Below are 19530 nucleotides of genomic sequence, written 5' to 3'. Positions count from 1 at the left end.
GAAACGGCCGGACAATATTGCAAGAAGCGGGTGGCAACGCCCGCGTCTTCGCATTAACGCTTGCGCAATCGCAAATTGCTGGATTGGATACGCTACTGCATGATTCCTTAAGTCGGTACCGACTTAAGGACAAAATCATGCAGCAATTCAAAGTGCTACAGCGAACCTTTGCGCGTCCGATTGGACGCGCTGCGCTGTAGGCGAATCCAATCCGGCTTCGATCGCAGCAGGGCCGACATGCTTTCATCCACCACAACCGCCACCACGCACATGACCCTGCGGCTTTGGCTGCTGCTGATGCTGCTCGGCCTGATCTGGGGCGGCTCTTTCTTTTTCGCCCGCGTCGCGGTTGCCCATGTCCCGCCTTTTACGCTCGTATTTCTGCGCTTGAGCCTCGCAGCAATCGCCCTGCACATTTACTTGCGCGGCAACCATGGCCTCTATCCGGCGCTCGCCGCGCGTTGGCGCGAGTTTTTGGTCATGGGGCTCATCAACAACGCCATTCCGCACGCTTTCATCTTCCTCGGCCAGACGCATATCGGCGCCGGGCTTGCGGCCATCCTGAACGCGACGACGCCGGTCTGGACGGTGCTTATCGCCAATGTCGCAACGGAAGACGAAAGGCTGACCGCTGCCAAGCTCAGCGGCTGCCTGCTCGGGCTCGCCGGCACGGTGGCACTCATCGGGCCGAGCGCGCTCGCCGGTCTTTTCGGGGCCGCCGGCGACGTGCCGCTCTGGGCGCTCGTGCTGCCGGTTCTGGCGGCCGTGAGCTATGGCTTCTCCGCCACCTATGGCAAGCGCTTCCGCAACCTGGCGCCGCCGGTGACCGCCGCCGGACAACTGACGGCTTCGACGATCGTCATGCTGCCGGTCGCCGCTTTCGCGGACATGCCCTGGACCCTGCCCATGCCGCCCCTCTCCGCCGTGCTGGCGATCCTCGGACTGGCGCTCGTCTCCACCGCCTATGCCTACATTCTCTTCTTCCGCATCATGGCGGAGGCCGGCGCCACCAACACGTCGCTCGTCACGCTTCTCGTGCCGCCCAGCGCCATCCTTCTCGGCTATCTCTTCCTCGGTGAGACGCTGCAGGCGGGGGACATTGCCGGAATGGCGCTGATCGCCGCGGGGCTCGCTGTTCTCGATGGGCGCATCCTGCGACCGCGGAAGTCGACCTGACAGCGAATCGGAGACACTGCCCGTACGACTTTGAGACGCTTCACAGACCGTTACACGCGTTTACATTAACCCCATGGAAGCAATTGTGAAAAAAATGTGGCACACGGAATTCTGAAAGAGATTCATATGCTTATGGCTGTGAATATTCGATTCGGAACACACGGATTTCGCGCTGCAGCACAAGTTTCGCTTTGACGCGCCGTTTTTTAGCCCTATGTTTTACCCGTCAACGCAGGGAGGATCCTATGGGACTTACACATTCGTTGAATGTCCTCATGATCAGTGCAGCGTTCGCATTCGTGGCCATCATGCTCTTCGTCTGACGAAAGGCCGCTGAAAGTCCAAGCCGGGGGACTTAAATTTCCGGAAAGTCCAATTCGCAGCAGAACAGGTAAGACAGGCCGCTCCGAGAGCACACGGTCTTGAGCTGCGACATCAGAAAAGCCCGTGAACGACGACCCGTTCATGGGCTTTCCTTTCTCCTGGATCCGAATTTTAAGCCGTCGCTACCGCCCGATAGGACGGTGCGGCCGTATGGTTGGCCGGTCGGCGCCCATAGCCGACCAGGTCACAGACGGCGGCGATGAGTGGCGAGCGGTTCATCGTGTAGAGGTGGAAGTCGCGAACGCCCCGACGCGCCAGATCGACGATCTGTTCGGCAGCTATATGGCTTGCTTCCTTGAAGCGCTCCTCCGGCTGGTCGTCGAGATGGCCGAGCCGCGAGACGATCGCCTCCGGCACCTTTGAACCGCAAAGCCCGGCAAAGCGTATCACCTGGGTGAGATTGTTGATCGGCAGGATGCCCGGCACGACGGGGATCTGGACGCCGGCGCGCCGCACCCGCTCGAGATATCGCTCGAAATCGTCATTGTCGAAGAAGAACTGGGTGATTGCCCGGGTGGCGCCGCTGTCGACCTTGCGCTTCAGCATGTCGATATCGGCCGCGACATCCGAGCTCTCCGGGTGCTTTTCCGGATAGGCGGAGACGGAAATCTCGAAATCGCCGCGGGCGCGGAGCGCGTTCACAAGCGCCGCCGAGCTCTCATAGCCGCCGGGAAAGGGCTGGTAGGCACTGCCGATGCCGCCCTGCGGGTCACCCCTCAGTGCCACGAAATGCCGGACGCCGCAGGCGACGAACTCGTCGATCACCGCATCGACCTCAGCCTTGGGCGCGCCGACGCAGGTCAGGTGCGCTGCCGTGTTCCTCAATCCCATTTCCCCGATCATCCGCTTGACGGTCGTCAGCGAGCGCGCCTTGGTCGAGCCACCGGCGCCATAGGTCACCGTCTGAAACGCCGGCGCGAAGCTCGAGAGATCCGCCACGGTCTGGAAGAGCTGGATTTCCATCTCCTCGTTCTTCGGCGGGAAGTATTCGAACGAAAGCCTGAGATTGCCGCGCTCGGCGGGATAGAGCGTCCGTGCGTTCATTCTCAAATTCCCCCTGCCTGTAGGCGCTGGCGCGGCAAATCGGCCACATCGGCCGCCCGCTGGTCGCGCGCCAACCAAATCGTCACGGTCAGTTTCCCCTCCTCCCCGCCTTCCGGGGCAAGGTCTTTGGTCTTCTCGAGCATCAGGCCGGCCTTCTGCAGCCAATCGGTCATCGTCTGGTGCGCAAAACCAAGGCGGGCGTGAGCGTGATCGTTGCGCAGATATTCAAGACCATGCGGAGCAAAATCGATGATCACGAGCCGCCCACCCGGCACAAGCATACGCGCTGCCTCGGTGATCGCCGCTTCCGGATCTTCCAGGAAGTGCAGCACCTGATGGATCGTCACGAGATCGAAGGAGCGGCCATCGAGCGGCAGATTGAAGATATCGCCGTGGCGGATCGAAGCCTTGGTGATGCCAGCCCGATCGAGATTGGAACGCGCCACCGCCAGCATATCCCGGCTGGCGTCGACGCCGATGCCGCGCCGATAAAGCCCCTCGAAGAGCTGCAGTATGCGCCCGGTGCCGGTGCCGAGGTCGAGCAGGCTGTCGACCGGCTCGTCGCCGACCATCGTCTTCAGAGCCGTCTCGACATCGCCTTCGCTGACGTGAAGACGCCTGAGTTCGTCCCACTCGGCGGCATTGCGGCTGAAATAGGCCTGGGCCTTCTCGGAACGCGCCTTCTTCAAGGCCGCGAGCCGGGTCGAATCCCTGGCAAGAATCGCATCGCCAGGCGCTGCTGCAGCGAGCAGTCCGCGGACCAGCGCGACGCGCCCGCCCTCTTGCCGCAGACGGAAATAGGCCCAGGCGCCTTCCTGGTAGCGATCGATCAGCGCCACTTCGGCGAGCAGCTTCAGGTGCCGGGAAATGCGCGGCTGCGACTGGCCAAGAATTTCGGTAAGGTCGGTAACGGTGAGGTCGCCGGCGGAAAGCAGCGCCAAAAGCCGCATGCGCGTCGGCTCGCCCGCCGCCTTCAAGACGTCGACCAAGGCATCCAAGCCAAGCGATCCAAGGGTAGTCATTGCCGATCCTCATCAACACATAAAGATATGTTTATGTGATTTGAAGACCGCGCGCAAGCGGCATTTGCGCGGAAAGGCAAGGAGATGACGCTGCCGAGACATGAAGGCGGGCGAACCTTCCGGTCCGCCCGCGCAAAGATCAAGCAACCCTGCCATTCCGTCGGCCCCCTCCCTCGAGACGAGGTCAGACGCTGGCCATGAAGCTTCGGTTCACGCCAGTCCGACGACCTCGAACAGCTCCGGAGCGTGCCTAGACCGGCGCCGCAGACGGTGATGCGGCGCCCGGGGATTGTTTATCGCGTCAGGCGCTTATACGTCACCCGCTTCGGATTGACCGAGTCGGGGCCGAGGCGGCGGATCTTGTCCTTCTCATAATCCTCGAAGTTGCCTTCGAACCACTCGACATGGCTATCGCCCTCGAAGGAGAGGATATGGGTGGCCAGGCGGTCGAGGAACATGCGATCGTGGCTGATGATGACCGCGCAGCCGGCGAAGTTTTCGAGCGCATCCTCGAGTGCCGCCAGCGTCTCGGTATCGAGGTCGTTGGTCGGCTCGTCGAGCAGGATGACGTTGCCGCCGGCCTTCAGCATCTTGGCGAGATGTACGCGGTTGCGCTGGCCGCCCGAGAGCGTGCCGACCTTCTGCTGCTGGTCGCCGCCCTTGAAGTTGAAGGACGAGCAATAGGCGCGGGAATTGACCTCGTGCTTGCCGAGTTTGATGACGTCGTTGCCGCCGGAGATTTCCTCCCACACCGTCTTGTTGCCGTCGAGCGCATCGCGGCTCTGGTCGACATAGCCGAGCTGCACGCTCTCGCCGATGCGGAACGCGCCCTCTTCCGGCTGTTCCTGGCCCGTGATCATCCGGAAGAGCGTCGTCTTGCCGGCACCGTTCGGGCCGATGACGCCGACAATGCCGCCCGGCGGCAGCTTGAAGCTCAGCCCCTCGATCAGCAGTTGGTCGTCATAGCCCTTGGAGATGTTCTCGGCTTCGATGACCACCTGGCCGAGCCGCTCGCCGACCGGAATGATGATCTGCGCGTCGCCCGGACGCCGGTCGGCCGCCGCCTTGACGAGCTCGTCATAGGCGCGGATACGCGCCTTGGACTTCGCCTGTCGGGCTTTCGGGCTCGAGGCGATCCACTCCTGCTCACGGCTGATGGCCTTCTGGCGGGTCGCCTCTTCACGGCCTTCCTGAGTCATGCGCTTGGATTTTGCCTGCAGATAGGCGGAATAGTTGCCCTCGTAAGGAATGCCACGGCCGCGGTCGAGCTCGAGAATCCAGCCGGTGACGTTGTCGAGGAAGTAGCGATCGTGCGTGATCATCAGCACGGCGCCCGGATATTCGCGCAGGTGCTTTTCGAGCCAGGCGATCGTCTCGGCGTCGAGGTGGTTGGTCGGTTCGTCGAGAAGCAACAGGTCCGGCTGCGCCAGCAGCAGCTTGCAGAGCGCGACACGGCGCTTCTCACCGCCCGACAGATTGGTGACCTCGGCGTCGCCCGGCGGGCAGCGCAGCGCGTCCATCGCCATCTCGACCTGGCTGTCGAGGTCCCAGAGGTTCTGGCTGTCGATGACGTCCTGGAGCTTCGCGCCTTCTTCCGCCGTCTCGTCGGAATAGTTCATCATCAGCTCGTTGTAGCGGTCGATGATCGCCTTCTTCGCGGCCACCCCTTCCATGACGTTCTCGAGGACGTTCTTCTGCGCGTCGAGTTGCGGCTCCTGCGGCAGATAGCCGACGGTCGCGCCTTCGGCTACCCAGGCCTCGCCGGTATATTCGTGGTCGAGCCCGGCCATGATCCTCAGAACGGTCGACTTACCGGCACCGTTGGGACCGAGAATGCCGATCTTGGCGTCCGGGTAGAACGACAGATGGATGTTCTCCAGGACCTTCTTGTTGCCATAGGCCTTGTTGAGCCCGGCCATGTGGTAGATGAACTGACGTGCCATAAAGGAATGCTCCGCATCGGAAGGAAAATTTGCCCGCTATGTAGGCGAATTATGGTGGCGGGGCAATTGCCAAAGGCCCTGCCCCGCGTCGTTCCTTCGCTGCGATGAGCCTCTCCGTTCAGCCCCGCCCGGCGGCGTCGGCGATCCCTTTGGCGCATTTGAACTCGGTTGGGCCCGCCGCCTTCATGAGGCCCGCGAGGTCCGTCTTACCCGAGAGGTCGCCGGAAAGCCCGATGGTCATTCCCGTGATCACGCTGCGACCGCCAACCGTCTGGCAGCGCATCCGCACCCGGTCGCCGGCCCCCGTCCCAAAACTCCGGTCGAAAGCCGCCTTGATCTGCTGTTCGCCGATCTCCGAACCGATCCTGTCGGCAAAGAGCGCTCTCACCGCCGATGCATTCAGCTCGTCGAGAAGACGAAGCTGTAGGCGGAAATAGTCCTCAGCTTTCCCGGTCTGGCAGGTGCCGCTGCGCAGCCATTGGTGCCGGTCGAGGCCCGATTTCACCCCCGGCATGGCGATGAGCAGCCGCGCCGCGGTCTCGTCCGCCATCACGAGTTTCGGCAGGTCGAGCCAATCGCCCTTGCGGTCTTGCGCCTTCAGCTCCGCCTCCACGCCGCAATAACTCTTCTTCAAAGGCCAAAGGCCGTGGAGCGAGAAATGTGTCGCGTCGAAGCGGTCGGACGTCTGATCCACGCACTCCTTGCGCGTCGGCCGCGTCTCGCAAAAGCCGGGCTGCCAGCTGACTGCCAGCACATATTGCGTCGTGCCGCCATCGGGCACCGTCCTCCTCTCTTCCCCCGAAGCCTCCTCTGCTGCGGCGAGGGACGATAGCCCCAACCCCAGAGCAAGCGTTGCAACTCTCACCACCTGTATCATAGCCCGCACTGCCATAACGGCCTCCCAGTAAAAACAAAACGAGAACAAAATATCAACAAAAGCGGGAAACTTGCAACCCCTAATATGTTTCTCGCGATTCGTTCTGATCTCATGCGCAAGAAGCAACAAGCAGCGATTGCCTTTGCCGGCCAAATCGATTTGATATCTCGCGGGAGTGTTGGGCGGACTGGTGTCGCCCGCCCCGCTCGGAGACGAAACGCCGGCTCGACCTGGCGAGCGCATTTGGGATCTGGCGATTGTTCGGGAGTGAGGCATGTTCGCGCAGGTAAGGACGCTTCAAAGCCCGACGGGCGCGACGCTCGGCTGGCGCCATTGGCCGGCATCCGAGGCGCCGCAGGGCATCCTGCTGATCAGCCACGGGCTTGCCGAACATTCCGGCCGCTACGCCCGCTTCGCCGAAGCCATGGCCAGGCATGGCTTCCATGTCTATGCACACGACCATCGAGGCCATGGCGAGAGCCGCACATCGGATGCGCTGCTCGGGCAATTCGCCCGGCATGGCGGCGTCGAGAAGGTGATCGCCGATCTGCGCATGGTGCGGGAGATGGCCGTTGCCAATCATCCCGGCCTGCCGGTGGTTCTGTTCGGCCACTCGATGGGTGGATTGATCGCGCTCAACGCCGCCGAGACCGATCCTGAACTCTATGACGCGCTGGCCGTCTGGAATTCCAACTTCCGCCCCGGGCTTGCCGGCCGAGGCGCTCAGGCGATCCTCGCGATCGAACGAATGCTGAAAGGCTCGGACGTCCCGAGCCCGCTGCTGTCGAAGCTCACCTTCGGCGCCTGGAGCAAGGCTATCGCCGATCGGAAGACCGACTTCGACTGGCTGTCGCGCGACGCGAGTGAAGTCGCGAAATATATTGCCGATCCGCTTTGCGGCTTCGATGCCAGCGTGTCTCTCTGGATCGACGTTTTCGCGTTCGCCTTTGCCGGCGCGCGGACCGACCGGCTTGCCCGCTTGCCCGCGAAGCTGCCGGTTCACCTGGTCGGCGGCAGCGCCGACCCCTCGACCGTGAATGGCGACGCCATCCGCTGGCTCGGCCAACGCATGAGGGCGCGCGGCATGGCCGACGTGACGGTCACGATCTATCCGGGAATGCGCCACGAGACGCTCAATGAAATCGGCCGCGAGACGGCGACGGAAGATTTCGCCGCCTGGTGCCTTCAGGCGATCGGCTCGAAACGCCGCGTAGGCGAAAGAATATAGTTGCAACCCGGCGTCGGCGCGATCTGAATTCGGTACGAAGAAAGCATTGGGAGGTGCAGGCATGAAAACGGGTGGGCAGCTGGTGGTCGAGGCGCTGGTCGCGAACGGTGTGAAGCGCATCTCCTGCGTGCCGGGCGAAAGCTATCTGGCCGTATTGGATGCGCTCTACGACACCGACATCGACGTCGTCGTCTGCCGCCAGGAGGGCGGTGCGGCGATGATGGCGGACACCTGGGGCAGGCTGACCGGAGAGCCGGGCATTTGCATGGTGACGCGCGGCCCCGGCGCCACCAATGCCTCGGCCGGGCTCCACGTCGCCCGCCAGGATTCGATCCCGATGATCCTTTTCATCGGCCAGGTGCAGCGCGACGCCCGCGAACGCGAGGCCTTCCAGGAGATCGAATATCGCCGCGCCCTCACCGAGGTCGCAAAATGGGTGGGCGAGATCGACGATCCGGCGCGCATCCCCGAATTCGTCACCCGCGCCTTCGCCGTGGCGACCTCCGGCCGTCCCGGACCGGTTGTGCTGACGCTGCCCGAAGACATGCTCACCGAGAGCGCCGAAGCGCCTGCCGCACGCGCCTACCAACCGGTCGAGAGTCATCCGGGACCAGCCCAGATGGCGCGGCTCGCAACGCTCCTTGCCGATGCGAAACGGCCCATCGCCGTTCTCGGCGGCACGCGCTGGTCGGCCGAAAGCGTCGCCGAATTTCAGAGGTTCGCCGAGCGCTGGCAGCTCCCGGTCGGCTGCTCCTTCCGCCGTCAGATGCTCTTCGATCACCTCAATCCGATGTATGCCGGCGATGTCGGCATCGGCATCAATCCGGCACTGGCAAAGGAGATCAAGGAGGCCGACCTCATCCTGCTTCTGGGCGGACGCTTGTCGGAAATGCCGTCCTCCTCCTACACGCTCGTCGACGTGCCCTATCCGAAGCAGACGCTGGTGCATGTCCATCCCGATCCGTCCGAACTCGGTCGTGTCTATCGGCCGGATCTCGCGATCGCCGCGAGCCCGCGCGATTTCGTCGCTTCGCTGGCCGACGTGAAACCAGCCGCCACGCCGGCCTGGGCGCAGCGCACCGACACCATGCACGAGACCTATCTCAGATGGTCGACGCCGCCGGAAACGGGACCCGGTGACGTGCAGATGGGGCCGATCATGAACTGGATCGAGGCGAATACGGCGCCAGACGCGATCTTCACCAACGGCGCGGGCAACTACGCCACATGGCTGCACCGCTTCCACCGTTTCCGCCGTTACGGCACGCAAGCCGCGCCGGCCTCCGGCTCGATGGGCTACGGCCTGCCGGCGGCGGTTGCGGCGAAACGCCTCCATCGCGATCGTGAAGTCATCTGCTTTGCGGGTGATGGCTGTTTCCTGATGCATGGCCAGGAATTCGCGACGGCGGTCCGCTACGACCTGCCGATCATCGTGCTCGTCATCAACAACGGCATCTATGGCACCATCCGCATGCACCAGGAGCGGGACTATCCCGGCCGTGTCAGCGCCACGGACCTGACCAATCCGGATTTTGCGGCGCTCGCCCGCGCCTATGGCGGCCATGGTGAGACAGTCGAGCGTACGGAAGAGTTCGCCGATGCTTTCCTCCGGGCGCGCGCCAGCGGCAGGCCGGCGATCATCGAGATCAAGCTCGACCCGGAGGCGATCACGCCGACGCGCACACTCAGCGAAATTCGCAATGGCTGAGGGGAAGCAAACGGTCAACGCCGGAACTCCACAGGGCGTTCTCGGCACGGATGCGCCGTGGCTCGCTGAACGGGAAGCTCATCGTTCCTTATATTGTCCGGATCATCTCCCACATCCGGCCCGGCTCTCTGACGCCGGTCTGATAGAGCTTGACAATCCTCCTGACGAGTTGGTCGGCCTCCTCGCTGCCGATCGATAAGTTGCGTTCTTCCAGAGCCCTGACGAGAACGCCTTCAAGGATCGCGACGTGGCCGGGAAGGATGGGGTAGTCTCGAAAGCTGTTGAAGGGATCCATGGCCGATCTCCTCTCTACTGCATGTTTCCTTACGTCGGGGGGCCGATCTAAGGTATCAGCAATTCAACGCGCTGCAGGTCTGCCCCTTGAGACGCTCTACGCGCTCTCGAGGGGACTGCGAGCACCAAACAACCATACGACGGGGGCAACAACGGCCTCAGAAACGCGAAAGCGCGCTTGTTTGGGCCAAGCGCGCTCCAAGCGATCGATCTCTTGAGGGTTGCCGGCACCCTCGATCGAACAAATGAATTATAGCACCAATGCCGGCGGCCAACAACAAAATGCGGTGGTTCGGGCTGCGGCCTCCGCTATTGCAGCATAACGCGGAGCGATCGATCGGCAGCCGACGCGCCGCCTCAGCTGCGGATGTGCTGCGTCTGCTGGTAGACGGCCGTCGAGCGGGCGCCGGAACGGCAATAGCCGAGCATCGGGCGCTGGAATTCGTCAAGCGCGTCGACCATGCGGGTCACCGCATCTGCCGTCACGCCCGTCGGACCGACCGGAATATGAGCGATGTCCAGGCCGAGTTCCTGGGCGCGCGCGGCGATCGCGTCGAAGGTCGGCTGGTCGGGAGCTTCGAAATCCGGACGGTGGCAGACGATGGACTTGAAGCCGAGCGCCTTGATCTCGTCGAGGTCCTCGACCGCGATCTGGCCGGAGACCGAGTATTCATCGTTGATCTGGCGAATGTCCATGATGTCGCTTCCTCAAGACTGCGTTGCCTTGGTGTAGGCCGCAGGCCAGGCGGCGTCAATCGCGAAGCGATTTCAGGCGACGCCGAAGGCGAGCGCGTAGTCGTGTGACTGTCCGGGTTCGAGCAGATCGAGCTCGCCGCCGGCCGAGAGGTCCACCCGCTTCGCCAGACGGTGCGATGCCGGCTCGATGCTGACGACATTCGCCGCGCCGCGTTGGCAGCGCCACATCTGCAGGAATGGCAGCGTCTCGGTCAGGAACCGCACATGCAGGGCGCGCCCGTGAAGCCCCGGCAGCGCAGAGAGCGAAACCTCTGCCCAACGGTCTTCGCCGGCGACTGCGGTTCGACAGAAATGGGCGCTCTCCCCTTCCCCGAACCGCCATGCCAGCGAACCGCCCTCCACCGTGGCGCTTTCGATCCGCGTTTCGTCGCCAAGCAACCGTCCGGCGATGTTCATGTGATACATCATCATCGGCGCGAAGGCGGAGGCACCGATATTGACGACGCGGTCCTTGAGCATCACGCCGGCCCCGTTCCCATCCACTTCCCAAACCCGCTCGATCGCCGCTCTGCCACCACAGGCAAGATCGACCTCTGTGAGAGCCGAACAGCGCAAGCCATCAGGCGACATCTCCGTCCGGCTGACCGGCGTCCCGGCGAGCGACCCGTGCAAGGGATAGCGCGTCCCATCATCGCGCCCCTCGACCGGCTCCGGATGACGGATGTGATCGGGACCGCAGGTGAATAAAAAGCCGGCAAGGGCCCGATCGATCCGCGAGTCGCCGTCGGAGGGGATCGCGTCTCCAGGCGACAGGTCGATGCCAGCCGTGACAAAGGCGGCGATGTCAAGCGCCGAGGCGCGGTCGAACAGGATATGGCTGTCCGCGCCGCTATTGGAGTTGATGTTGGTCTGCATTCTCGTCTCCGGCTGCGCCCAGAATCGGGCATGGCGAGAGCATGATAGCGCAGTGACCTACCCTTGGGAGCCGATCCTCAGAGTTGAACCAACTCCGCGGAAAAACGTTATGAATTCAAGGAGGTCTAAGGGCGGTTCCGGTCTTCCAGACGCGATCGAATGTTGCAACGCCTCGCAAGCTCGCCTAACTAGAATTTTAAGGGATCGTTCATGATGAATTCATTTTTTTCACATTAACGTCGGAATCGCTATGTACCGCCGCAAAGCAACCACCATGAAAACAGGTTCTCCCGTGTCAGCGACCCGCACCGGCCTTTCGCTTCTCGCCGCACTCGGCCTTCTGGCCGTGGAGCTCGTGCCTGCACGCGCCCAAGAGGGCTATGGCGGCTATTGGGGAAGCGGCGATGTGATGCTGGTCACTCCCGAAGGCGATATTCTCGACTATATGCCCGGACCGGACGAAGTTCGCGCGGTGCGCGACCGCCGCGGCCGCACGGTGCTTGTCGACCCGTGGGGCAATATCGTCGCCACGGTCGTGCCGAACGACCGACAATACGGCGACGACGGCTATTCCAACCAGCGCGACCGCGGCTACGGCTATTCCGAGCCCGGCGAGTTCACCGGCACCGTGCCGGATTACCGCGACGCCACGCCCGCCCCGGTGGAGCGTGAGGAGCTTCCGAACAGCCTGCCGACACTTGGCGAAGAGCAGGCAGCCTATGATCCGCAATACCAGGAACCGCTGAGCCAGCCGATGCCGCCGGCGATCGAGATGAAGGGCAAATCGCGCGCCGAAATTACCGCCCTTCAGGTTTTCCTCGACCGCGAAGGCTTCTCGCCCGGCGTCATCGACGGAAAGATGGGCTCGAACGTCACCAAGGCGCTCGAGGTTTGGCAGCAGGCGACCGGAGAGAAGCTCGACCCCAACAATACCGAGGACATCCTGGAGCGGCTGCGCTTCAATGGCGGCCTGCCGATCACCACCTACACGATCACCGCCGCCGACGCCGCCGGACCCTATGTCGCCGCGATCCCGGAAGACTATGCCCACAAGGCGCAGCTCCCGCACCTTTCCTTCACCTCGACGACCGAGATGCTCGGCGAGAAATTCCATATGGACGAGGGTTACCTGCGTGAGCTCAACCCGGGCGTCGATTTCTCCATTCCGGGCACCACGATCAAGGTGATCAACCCCGGCCCGAACAAAGCGGGCAAGGTAGCGCGGATCATCGCCGACAAGGGCCGCAAGCAGGTGCTTGCCTACGATGACGCGGGGAAACTTGTTGCAGCCTATCCGGCGACCATCGGGTCGGCCGACACGCCATCACCATCCGGCACCGTGACGGTCGAGCGGATCGCCTTCAATCCGGGATATACCTACAATCCGAAGATCAATTTCCAGCAGGGCGCGAACGACAAGATCCTAACTTTGCAGCCGGGACCGAACGGACCGGTCGGCACCGTCTGGATTGCCCTTTCGAGGCCGACCTACGGCATTCACGGGACACCGGATCCGTCGAAGATCGGCAAGACCCAGAGCCACGGCTGCGTGCGCCTGACGAATTGGGATGCCACCGAACTTGGCAAAAGGGTGAGCCGCGGCGTGACTGTCGAATTCGTCGATGAGCCGGGGGCGCCAATAGCAGCGGATGATTTCGCTCCTTATCAATAGTTCGCCGACGCCCAGTTTAGGCTGAGCCACGCGGGCGGTCGCCCGCCCGTTCGCTTGGCAGTGCCGGTCTTCATGACTTCATGAAACATTGTCATGAAAAACTTTGCTGAGATGGTTTTATCAAAGGCAAGGAACCTCTCAATCATCCGCAAAGGAAGGCCCGCAATGGCGACGGAGCGCCCTCTTCCCAACCTCTGGCACGCAACGGCTCCCGCCGCTCCCGAAACCGGCCCGCTCACGGGCGAAGTGACTAGCGATGTCGCAATCATCGGCGGTGGCTTCACCGGGCTCTCTGCTGCACTTCACCTTGCCGAAATGGGCGTCAGGGCCACGGTGATCGAAGCGCGGATGATCGGTTACGGAGGCTCCGGCCGCAATGTCGGGCTGGTCAATGCCGGCATGTGGGTGAAACCCGACGATCTCATCGCCACGCTCGGCGCCGAGGCCGGAGGGCGCCTTCTGAACGAGTTGGGGGATGGCCCCTCGCTCGTTTACGACCTGGTCGCCCGGCACGGCATTGAGTGCGAAGCGGTCCGCAACGGAACGCTGCATATGGCCGTCGGTCCCGAGGGCTGGAAGGACATCCAGGAGCGCGAGGCCCAGTGGCAGAAGCGCGGCGCGCCGGTGGAGGCGCTTTCGGCCGAAAAGGCACATGGGCTCTCCGGGGCTGAAGGCTTCGCCGGCGCGTTGCTCGACCGGCGGGCCGGCACGATCCAACCGCTCGCCTATGCGCGCGGCCTGGCCCGGGCGGCGCTGGCCGCGGGGGCCGAGATCTACACGGAGACGCCCCTTGTTGCTGCCGAGCGCCGCGGCGACATCTGGAAGCTGACGGCTGGCCGAGGCACGCTTACAGCCCGGCATGTCATCGTCGCCACCGAGGCCTACGGCGCGCTCATTGACGGTGCGCCGTGGAGGACACAAACCGAGGAGCTCACCGTCCTTCCTTATTTTCAGTTCGCCACCAATCCGCTCACGGACGATGTCGCCGGCCGAATCCTGCCGGAGCGCCAGGGCGCCTGGGACACTGGCCTCGTCATGACGTCGTTCCGCATGGACCAGCAGAACCGGCTGATCTTCGGCTCGATCGGCCGCCTCGACGCGATGGCCGTGGGCACGCATCGCGCCTTCGCGGCGCGTTCGGTGCGCAAGCTCTTCCCCTATATCGGCGATTTCCGCTTCGAATATTGGTGGGACGGCCGCATCGGCATGACCACCAATCATCTGCCGGTCATGCATGTGCTTGCGCCGAATGTCGTTTCTGTCAGCGGCTACAACGGCCGCGGCATCGCCCCCGGCACCGTCTTCGGCCGTGCCCTTGCTCGCCATGTCACCGGCGACAACTCGGCGATCCCGCTCGCCGAGACCGCGATCACCCCGGATCCGTGGCGGAACCTGAAATCCGCCTTCTACCACGCCGGCGCCCAGGCCAAGCACTTCGTAGACAGGCGGTTCTGATAGAAAGATTTCGACCGGAACGACCTTCGTCAGTTCCGGTCGGCCTTGGGAGGCAATCGGGCGGAGTGGAATTCAAGCGGCCCGCGGCAAAGCCGAGCGCAACCGAGACATCAGCGCCCGGCGTGGCGTTACAGGCAGCAATTTTTGTACCTCGCTCGCAAGCGCAAATGCGTTTTCGCGTGCCTTGTCGAGATTGCTGACACGGTTCGCGTCCATGGTCTGCAGGGTGCCGCCGCATTCGAAGATTTCGCGATAGGCGGCGCGTTCGATGATCGGCGTGTCGAGGACCGAAACGCCGCGCGAAGCGAGCAGCGCCTTGATCGCCTGCAGCGCCCGCGTCGTGACAAGCGAATTGACCCGCGTCAGGACCACCGAGTGGTTGATGCGCACTCTCGCCTTCCCTTCGATCTGGCGAATGAGCTCGAGGATCTGGACCGCGCCGCGCGCGTCCATGGCGCAGCCCTGCACCGGGATCAGCACTTGGTCGGAAAGCCCGAGTGCCAGCGCAACGATCGCGTCCTTGGCACCCGCAAGGTCGACCACGATGTAGTCGGTCTCGTCCTTAAGTTCGCGGATATGACAGGGAAGCGACGCGGGCGTGATATGCGAGATTACCTCGATATTGGCGATATGGCCGGAGACCTCCGACCAGCTGGTGATCCATCGCTGCGGATCGGCATCCAGGATCACCACTCGGTTGCCCTGCCGGGCCAGTTCCGTCGCCAGGATCAGGGCAGCCGTCGTCTTGCCGGCGCCGCCCTTTGCGTTGGCCAAAGTAATGACCGCCATCTTGTCACCTCATTCTCTCGGTGCGCCGTCGCGTTCGCTTCGGAGCAAGTTCGATTAATAGAACCTTTCAGAACATGGTTAACAAAATGGAAATTTTGGCCGGCAAAGATTAACCAGCGAGCCCCGCGGGTGGCGGGGTGCGCACAAGAAAGCCCGGGAAATCAAGGTTTCCCGGGCTCGCCAAAAATTAACGGAGGTCTCAGATGCACTCGCCAAAGAGCTTTTTCGCCGCGTCCAGCGTCAATTCGACCGGATTGCCGCCGGCGGTCGGGTCGACGATCGCCATCTCCGACATCTCGTCAATGCGGTCGGTGCCGACGCCGAGTGCAGCAAGCTTGTCCGGAACGCCGAGCTCCTCGCGCAGTTGCAGCACATAGTCGTAGAAGCCGTCGAACCCGCCGGCGATGCCGAGATAGGCGGCCGCCCGCCCGATCTTCTCCTCGATCGCCGAGCGATTGAAGCGCAACACCGGCGGCATCACGATGGCATTGGTCATGCCGTGATGCGTGTTGTAGATGGCGCCGACCGGGTGCGACAGCGAGTGGATCGCGCCGAGGCCCTTCTGGAAGGCGACCGCGCCCATCGCAGCCGCGCTCATCATATTGGCGCGGGCCTCGATGTCCGTGCCGTCCCTATAGGCGCGCGGCAGGTATTCCTTGACGAGCCGCATGCCTTCGAGCGCGATGCCGGCCGACATCGGATGGTAGAAGGGTGAAGAATAGGCCTCCAAGCAGTGAGCAAAGGCGTCCATGCCGGTGCCGGCGGTGATGACCTTCGGCATGCCGACCGTCAGCTCCGGGTCGCAGATCGTCACGGCCGGCAGGAACCTCGGATGGAAGATCACCTTCTTCACATGGCTCGCCGAATTGGTAATGACGCTGGCGCGGCCCACTTCGGAACCGGTGCCGGCGGTCGTCGGCACGGCGATGATCGGCGCGATGCCTTCGACGCTGGCGCGGGTCCACCAGTCGCCGACATCCTCGAAATCCCAGACAGGTCGCGTCTGGCCGACCATGAAGGCGACGCATTTGCCGAGATCGAGACCGGAACCGCCGCCGAAGGCGACGACACCGTCATGGCCGCCGTCCTTGAACGCCTTGATCCCGGCCTCGAGATTCTTGTCGTTCGGGTTCGGATCGACGTCCGCGAAGATGGCACGCCCAAGTCCGCCGGCGTCCAGAATATCGAGTGCGCCCTGAGTGATCGCCATCGGCGCAAGCCCGCGGTCGGTGATCAGCAGCGGCTTCTTCATGCCGGCGGCCTTGCAATGGTCGGCAAGCTCCTTGATGCGGCCAGCCCCGAACTTGACGGCGGTCGGGTAGCTCCAGTTGGCGGTGATCGTCATGCTGTGACTTTCTTCAGATGGTAGGATTTCGGACGGGTGAGATTGTGGAAGCCGAGGACCGAGAGCGAGCCGCCGCGGCCCGTCTCCTTGACCCCGGTCCAGCAGAGCGCCGGGTCGAGATAGTCGGCCCGGTTCATGAACACCGTGCCGGTCTCGAGCTCGCGGCCGATCCGGGCTGCGCGCTCGGCATCCCTCGTCCAGAGCGATGCGGTGAGGCCGTATTGACTGTCGTTCATCAGATCGATCGCTTCGGCATCGCTCTTCACCTTCATGATGCCGACCGCCGGCCCGAAGGTCTCCTCGCGCATGAACTCCATCGAGTGATCGACATCGACGAGGATCTGCGGCGCGAGATAGGCGCCGCCATCGTCCTCAGGGAAACGCTTCGGATCGATCAGCGCCTTGGCGCCCTTCGAGACCGCGTCGGCGATCTGGCTGCGCACCGTCGCGGCAAAGCGCTTGTTGGCCATCGGCCCGAGCGTCGTTTCCGGATCGAGCGGGTTGCCGAGCCTGTAATTGGAAACCCAGGCGACGGATTTCTCGACGAAGGCGTCATAAAGCGACTCATGCACATAGATGCGCTCGATGCCGCAGCAGCACTGGCCGGAATTGTAAGTAGCGCCATCCATCAGCGTATCGACGGCGGCATCGAGATCGGCGTCCGCCATCACATAGCCGGGATCCTTGCCGCCGAGTTCAAGGCCGAGGCCGGCAAAGGTGCCGGCCGCCGCCCGCTCGATTGAGCGCCCGCCTTCGACCGAACCGGTGAAGTTGATGAAGTCGAAGCTCCTGGCGGCAATCAGCGCCGCGGTCGTATCGTGGTCCAGGAAAAGGTTCTGGAAGACGTCCGCCGGCACGCCGGCCTCGACGAAGGCCCGCACCATGCGCTCGCCGACCAGGATCGTCTGGCTGGCATGCTTGAGGATCACCGTGTTGCCGGCCATGAGCGCCGGCGCCACCGTGTTGATCGCCGTCATATAGGGATAGTTCCAGGGCGCGATGACGAAGACGACGCCGTGCGGCTCGCGCTCGATGCGCCGCTCGAAGCGGTCGCTCTCCTCGGCGACAAGCGGCTTCAGCGCATCGGCAGCGATCGAGGCGACATAGTTGGAGCGTTCGTTGAAGCCCTTGAATTCGCCGCCATAGCGCACCGGCCGACCCATCTGCCAGGCAAGCTCCGGCACGACCTCGTCGACCATCTCGTTGAGCCGCGCGACGCCGGCGAGCACCAGCTTGACGCGCTCGTCGAGCGGCCGCTTCGCCCAGCTCTTCTGCGCGAGCCGCGCCTGCGCCACCGCCTGCCTGGCGAGTTCCAGCGGCATTGCCGCCCGCTCGGCATAGACCTCGCCATTGACCGGCGAAATGCATCTGATCATCGTCATGATCGTTTTCCTGTTTCTGCTTTCAAAAATAAAAGACCCCTCCCCAACCCCTCCCCACAAGGAGGAGGGGCTAGCTTGCGTCACCGTCCCGCCCAACTCAGCACCTCAGCGCGTTGCGAGGGTTCAGAGGAGCTGCGGAGATCGCCGCGGGTAAGCCCCTCCCCCTTGTGGGGAGGGGCTGGGGAGGGGATTTGTCTACGCTCTTTCAAACCCCCGCGCGACCTCCCAATCGGTGACGCGCCGGTCGTATTCCTCCTGCTCCCACCGGGCAGCACGGGCGTAGTGATCGATGACCTCTTCGCCGAACGCCTCGCGCAGCATTTTCGATTCCGTCAGGGCCTCGGTTGCGGCCCGCAGCGTATGCGGAATTTCGCGCACATCCTTGCCGTGATAGGCATCGCCGACGAAGGGCGCTTCGAGCTCCATCTTGTTCTCGATGCCGGAAATGCCGGCGGCGATCAAAGCGGCGAAGGCGAGATAGGGGTTGAGGTCTGACCCGCCGACGCGGCATTCGATGCGGATCGCCTTGGTTTCGTCGCCGCACAGGCGATAGCCGGCGGTACGGTTGTCCTTGCTCCAGATCGCCTTCGTCGGCGCGAAAGTGCCCGCCATGAAGCGCTTGTAGGAATTGATGTAGGGCGCCAGGAAATAGGTGATCTCGCTCGCATGGGCGAGCAATCCGGCCACATAGTGCCGCATCAGCTCGGACATACCGTAACGACCCTCCTTGTCGTAGAACAGCGCTTCCTTGCCGTCGAGGCTCCAGAGGGACTGGTGAATGTGCGACGAGGACCCGGCGGCGGCGTAGTTCCACTTGGCAAGGAAGGTGATCGCCTTGCCGCGCGACCAGGCAATCTCCTTGCAGCCGTTCTTGATGATCGCGTGGCGGTCGGCCATGGTCAGCGCGTCGGCATAGCGGACGTTGATTTCCTCCTGGCCGGCGGAGGCTTCACCCTTGGAATTCTCGACCGGAATGTCGGCGCCCTGCAGGCCGTTGCGGATCGCCCGCATCACATCTTCCTCCTTGGTGGTCTGGAAGATGTGGTAGTCCTCGTTGTAACCGCTGGCGAGCTGCAGATCGCGGTAGCCGGAGAGCCGCGCATCGTCGTAGGACTGGTCGAACAGGAAGAATTCGAGCTCACTCGCCATGAATGGCTTGAAACCCATGGCCTCGAGACGTGCAACCTGTTTCTTCAGGATGGCGCGCGGCGAATGCGGCACCTCCTCATGTGTATGGTGATCGAGGACGTCGCAGAGAACCAGCGCCGTGCCCTCGAGCCAGGGAATGCGCCGTAGCGTCGCAAGGTCCGGCTTCATCGTATAGTCACCGTAGCCCTTCTCCCAGCTTGTCGCCTTGTAACCCGGCACGGTCTCCATTTCCATGTCGGTCGCCAGCAGGTAATTGCAGCTATGCGTTTCCTTCCAGGCGCTATCGACGAAATATTGCGCGTGAAAGCGCTTGCCCATCAGGCGGCCCTGCATGTCCACCTGGCAGGCGAGCACCGTGTCGATGCGCCCGCTAGCGACATCCTCTTTCAGTTCCTCGAACGAGTAGCTCATGAAAGTAAAATCCCATGTTTCGGCGCGGCGTTCCCATGCC

At 63.2% G+C, this 19530-nt stretch carries 16 protein-coding genes; 5 read left to right on the top strand and 11 right to left on the bottom strand.

Annotation, left to right across the window (positions count from 1 at the left end; translation table 11 throughout):
• Window positions 1-237 precede the first annotated feature (237 nt).
• Window positions 238-1176: a DMT family transporter gene (locus tag N181_RS12510; protein WP_014328971.1), complete on the top strand. Its 939-nt coding sequence runs from the start codon at window positions 238-240 to the stop codon at window positions 1174-1176.
• A gap of 495 nt (window positions 1177-1671) precedes the next feature.
• Here the strand turns inward: N181_RS12510 and metF are convergent, their stop codons facing one another.
• From metF to N181_RS12490, 4 genes are all read right to left on the bottom strand, one after another.
• The gene (metF, locus tag N181_RS12505; protein ID WP_037396990.1) at window positions 1672-2604 is read right to left on the bottom strand and encodes a methylenetetrahydrofolate reductase [NAD(P)H]; all 933 of its coding nucleotides are present in this window, start codon (window positions 2602-2604) and stop codon (window positions 1672-1674) included.
• A gap of 2 nt (window positions 2605-2606) precedes the next feature.
• Window positions 2607-3626, bottom strand: a complete 1020-nt coding sequence (locus tag N181_RS12500) for an ArsR/SmtB family transcription factor (RefSeq protein WP_014328973.1) — start codon at window positions 3624-3626, stop codon at window positions 2607-2609.
• Between the two features lie 293 nt (window positions 3627-3919).
• A complete protein-coding gene (gene ettA, locus N181_RS12495; RefSeq protein WP_014328974.1) occupies window positions 3920-5569 on the bottom strand; it encodes an energy-dependent translational throttle protein EttA in 1650 nt (549 codons plus the stop codon).
• Between the two features lie 118 nt (window positions 5570-5687).
• Window positions 5688-6461, bottom strand: coding sequence for a ribonuclease T2 (locus N181_RS12490; RefSeq protein WP_014328975.1), 774 nt, complete (start codon window positions 6459-6461; stop codon window positions 5688-5690).
• A 259-nt stretch (window positions 6462-6720) separates the two neighbouring features.
• On the opposite strand from N181_RS12490, the gene N181_RS12485 reads away from it, so the two are divergent.
• A complete protein-coding gene (locus tag N181_RS12485; protein WP_014328976.1) occupies window positions 6721-7674 on the top strand; it encodes an alpha/beta hydrolase in 954 nt (317 codons plus the stop codon).
• A gap of 61 nt (window positions 7675-7735) precedes the next feature.
• Complete coding sequence (locus N181_RS12480; protein WP_037396997.1) at window positions 7736-9382, top strand: thiamine pyrophosphate-binding protein; 1647 nt, start codon at window positions 7736-7738, stop codon at window positions 9380-9382.
• A gap of 88 nt (window positions 9383-9470) precedes the next feature.
• Here N181_RS12480 and N181_RS12475 read toward each other — a convergent pair whose 3' ends face one another.
• The 3 genes from N181_RS12475 to N181_RS12465 all read right to left on the bottom strand — a co-directional run bounded on the left by N181_RS12475 (window position 9471) and on the right by N181_RS12465 (window position 11287).
• Window positions 9471-9677 (bottom strand): hypothetical protein, encoded by a 207-nt coding sequence (locus tag N181_RS12475; protein WP_037397000.1) that lies wholly within the window; start codon window positions 9675-9677, stop codon window positions 9471-9473.
• 356 nt (window positions 9678-10033) lie between these two features.
• On the bottom strand, window positions 10034-10372 hold the full coding sequence (locus N181_RS12470; protein WP_037397002.1) for a protein tyrosine phosphatase family protein: 339 nt from the start codon (window positions 10370-10372) through the stop codon (window positions 10034-10036).
• Window positions 10373-10444: 72 nt separating this feature from the next.
• Window positions 10445-11287, bottom strand: coding sequence for a DUF4432 family protein (locus tag N181_RS12465; protein ID WP_037397005.1), 843 nt, complete (start codon window positions 11285-11287; stop codon window positions 10445-10447).
• A 250-nt stretch (window positions 11288-11537) separates the two neighbouring features.
• Between N181_RS12465 and N181_RS12460 the strand changes: the two genes are divergently transcribed.
• A complete protein-coding gene (locus N181_RS12460; RefSeq protein ID WP_060563410.1) occupies window positions 11538-12959 on the top strand; it encodes a L,D-transpeptidase family protein in 1422 nt (473 codons plus the stop codon).
• A 165-nt stretch (window positions 12960-13124) separates the two neighbouring features.
• Window positions 13125-14414, top strand: coding sequence for an NAD(P)/FAD-dependent oxidoreductase (locus tag N181_RS12455; RefSeq protein ID WP_014328982.1), 1290 nt, complete (start codon window positions 13125-13127; stop codon window positions 14412-14414).
• Between the two features lie 72 nt (window positions 14415-14486).
• On the opposite strand, the gene N181_RS12450 is transcribed toward N181_RS12455, so the two are convergent.
• The 4 genes from N181_RS12450 to N181_RS12435 form a co-directional block, all read right to left on the bottom strand.
• Window positions 14487-15203, bottom strand: coding sequence for a ParA family protein (locus N181_RS12450; protein ID WP_037397009.1), 717 nt, complete (start codon window positions 15201-15203; stop codon window positions 14487-14489).
• 199 nt (window positions 15204-15402) lie between these two features.
• Entirely contained in the window at window positions 15403-16548 is a 1146-nt protein-coding gene (locus N181_RS12445; RefSeq protein WP_037397012.1) for an iron-containing alcohol dehydrogenase, read from the bottom strand.
• Entirely contained in the window at window positions 16545-17930 is a 1386-nt protein-coding gene (locus N181_RS12440; RefSeq protein ID WP_037397014.1) for an aldehyde dehydrogenase family protein, read from the bottom strand. Before N181_RS12440 ends, N181_RS12445 begins: the two co-directional genes overlap by 4 nt.
• 195 nt (window positions 17931-18125) lie before the next feature.
• Window positions 18126-19490, bottom strand: a complete 1365-nt coding sequence (locus N181_RS12435; protein ID WP_037397017.1) for a glutamine synthetase family protein — start codon at window positions 19488-19490, stop codon at window positions 18126-18128.
• Window positions 19491-19530: the final 40 nt, after the last annotated feature.

Source organism: Sinorhizobium fredii USDA 205 (genome assembly GCF_001461695.1).
Taxonomy (GTDB): domain Bacteria; phylum Pseudomonadota; class Alphaproteobacteria; order Rhizobiales; family Rhizobiaceae; genus Sinorhizobium; species Sinorhizobium fredii.
The sequence above is the reverse complement of the archived record's forward strand: the minus strand, read 5'-3'. Positions and strand labels throughout refer to the sequence as shown.

Bases quoted from the DNA above. Each gene is read 5' to 3' on its own strand.
- N181_RS12510 (WP_014328971.1), top strand. From the start codon at position 238: ATGCTTTCATCCACCACAACCGCCACCACGCACATGACCCTGCGGCTT.
- metF (WP_037396990.1), bottom strand. From the start codon at position 2,604: ATGAACGCACGGACGCTCTATCCCGCCGAGCGCGGCAATCTCAGGCTT.
- N181_RS12500 (WP_014328973.1), bottom strand. From the start codon at position 3,626: ATGACTACCCTTGGATCGCTTGGCTTGGATGCCTTGGTCGACGTCTTG.
- ettA (WP_014328974.1), bottom strand. From the start codon at position 5,569: ATGGCACGTCAGTTCATCTACCACATGGCCGGGCTCAACAAGGCCTAT.
- N181_RS12490 (WP_014328975.1), bottom strand. From the start codon at position 6,461: ATGGCAGTGCGGGCTATGATACAGGTGGTGAGAGTTGCAACGCTTGCT.
- N181_RS12485 (WP_014328976.1), top strand. From the start codon at position 6,721: ATGTTCGCGCAGGTAAGGACGCTTCAAAGCCCGACGGGCGCGACGCTC.
- N181_RS12480 (WP_037396997.1), top strand. From the start codon at position 7,736: ATGAAAACGGGTGGGCAGCTGGTGGTCGAGGCGCTGGTCGCGAACGGT.
- N181_RS12475 (WP_037397000.1), bottom strand. From the start codon at position 9,677: ATGGATCCCTTCAACAGCTTTCGAGACTACCCCATCCTTCCCGGCCAC.
- N181_RS12470 (WP_037397002.1), bottom strand. From the start codon at position 10,372: ATGGACATTCGCCAGATCAACGATGAATACTCGGTCTCCGGCCAGATC.
- N181_RS12465 (WP_037397005.1), bottom strand. From the start codon at position 11,287: ATGCAGACCAACATCAACTCCAATAGCGGCGCGGACAGCCATATCCTG.
- N181_RS12460 (WP_060563410.1), top strand. From the start codon at position 11,538: ATGTACCGCCGCAAAGCAACCACCATGAAAACAGGTTCTCCCGTGTCA.
- N181_RS12455 (WP_014328982.1), top strand. From the start codon at position 13,125: ATGGCGACGGAGCGCCCTCTTCCCAACCTCTGGCACGCAACGGCTCCC.
- N181_RS12450 (WP_037397009.1), bottom strand. From the start codon at position 15,203: ATGGCGGTCATTACTTTGGCCAACGCAAAGGGCGGCGCCGGCAAGACG.
- N181_RS12445 (WP_037397012.1), bottom strand. From the start codon at position 16,548: ATGACGATCACCGCCAACTGGAGCTACCCGACCGCCGTCAAGTTCGGG.
- N181_RS12440 (WP_037397014.1), bottom strand. From the start codon at position 17,930: ATGACGATGATCAGATGCATTTCGCCGGTCAATGGCGAGGTCTATGCC.
- N181_RS12435 (WP_037397017.1), bottom strand. From the start codon at position 19,490: ATGAGCTACTCGTTCGAGGAACTGAAAGAGGATGTCGCTAGCGGGCGC.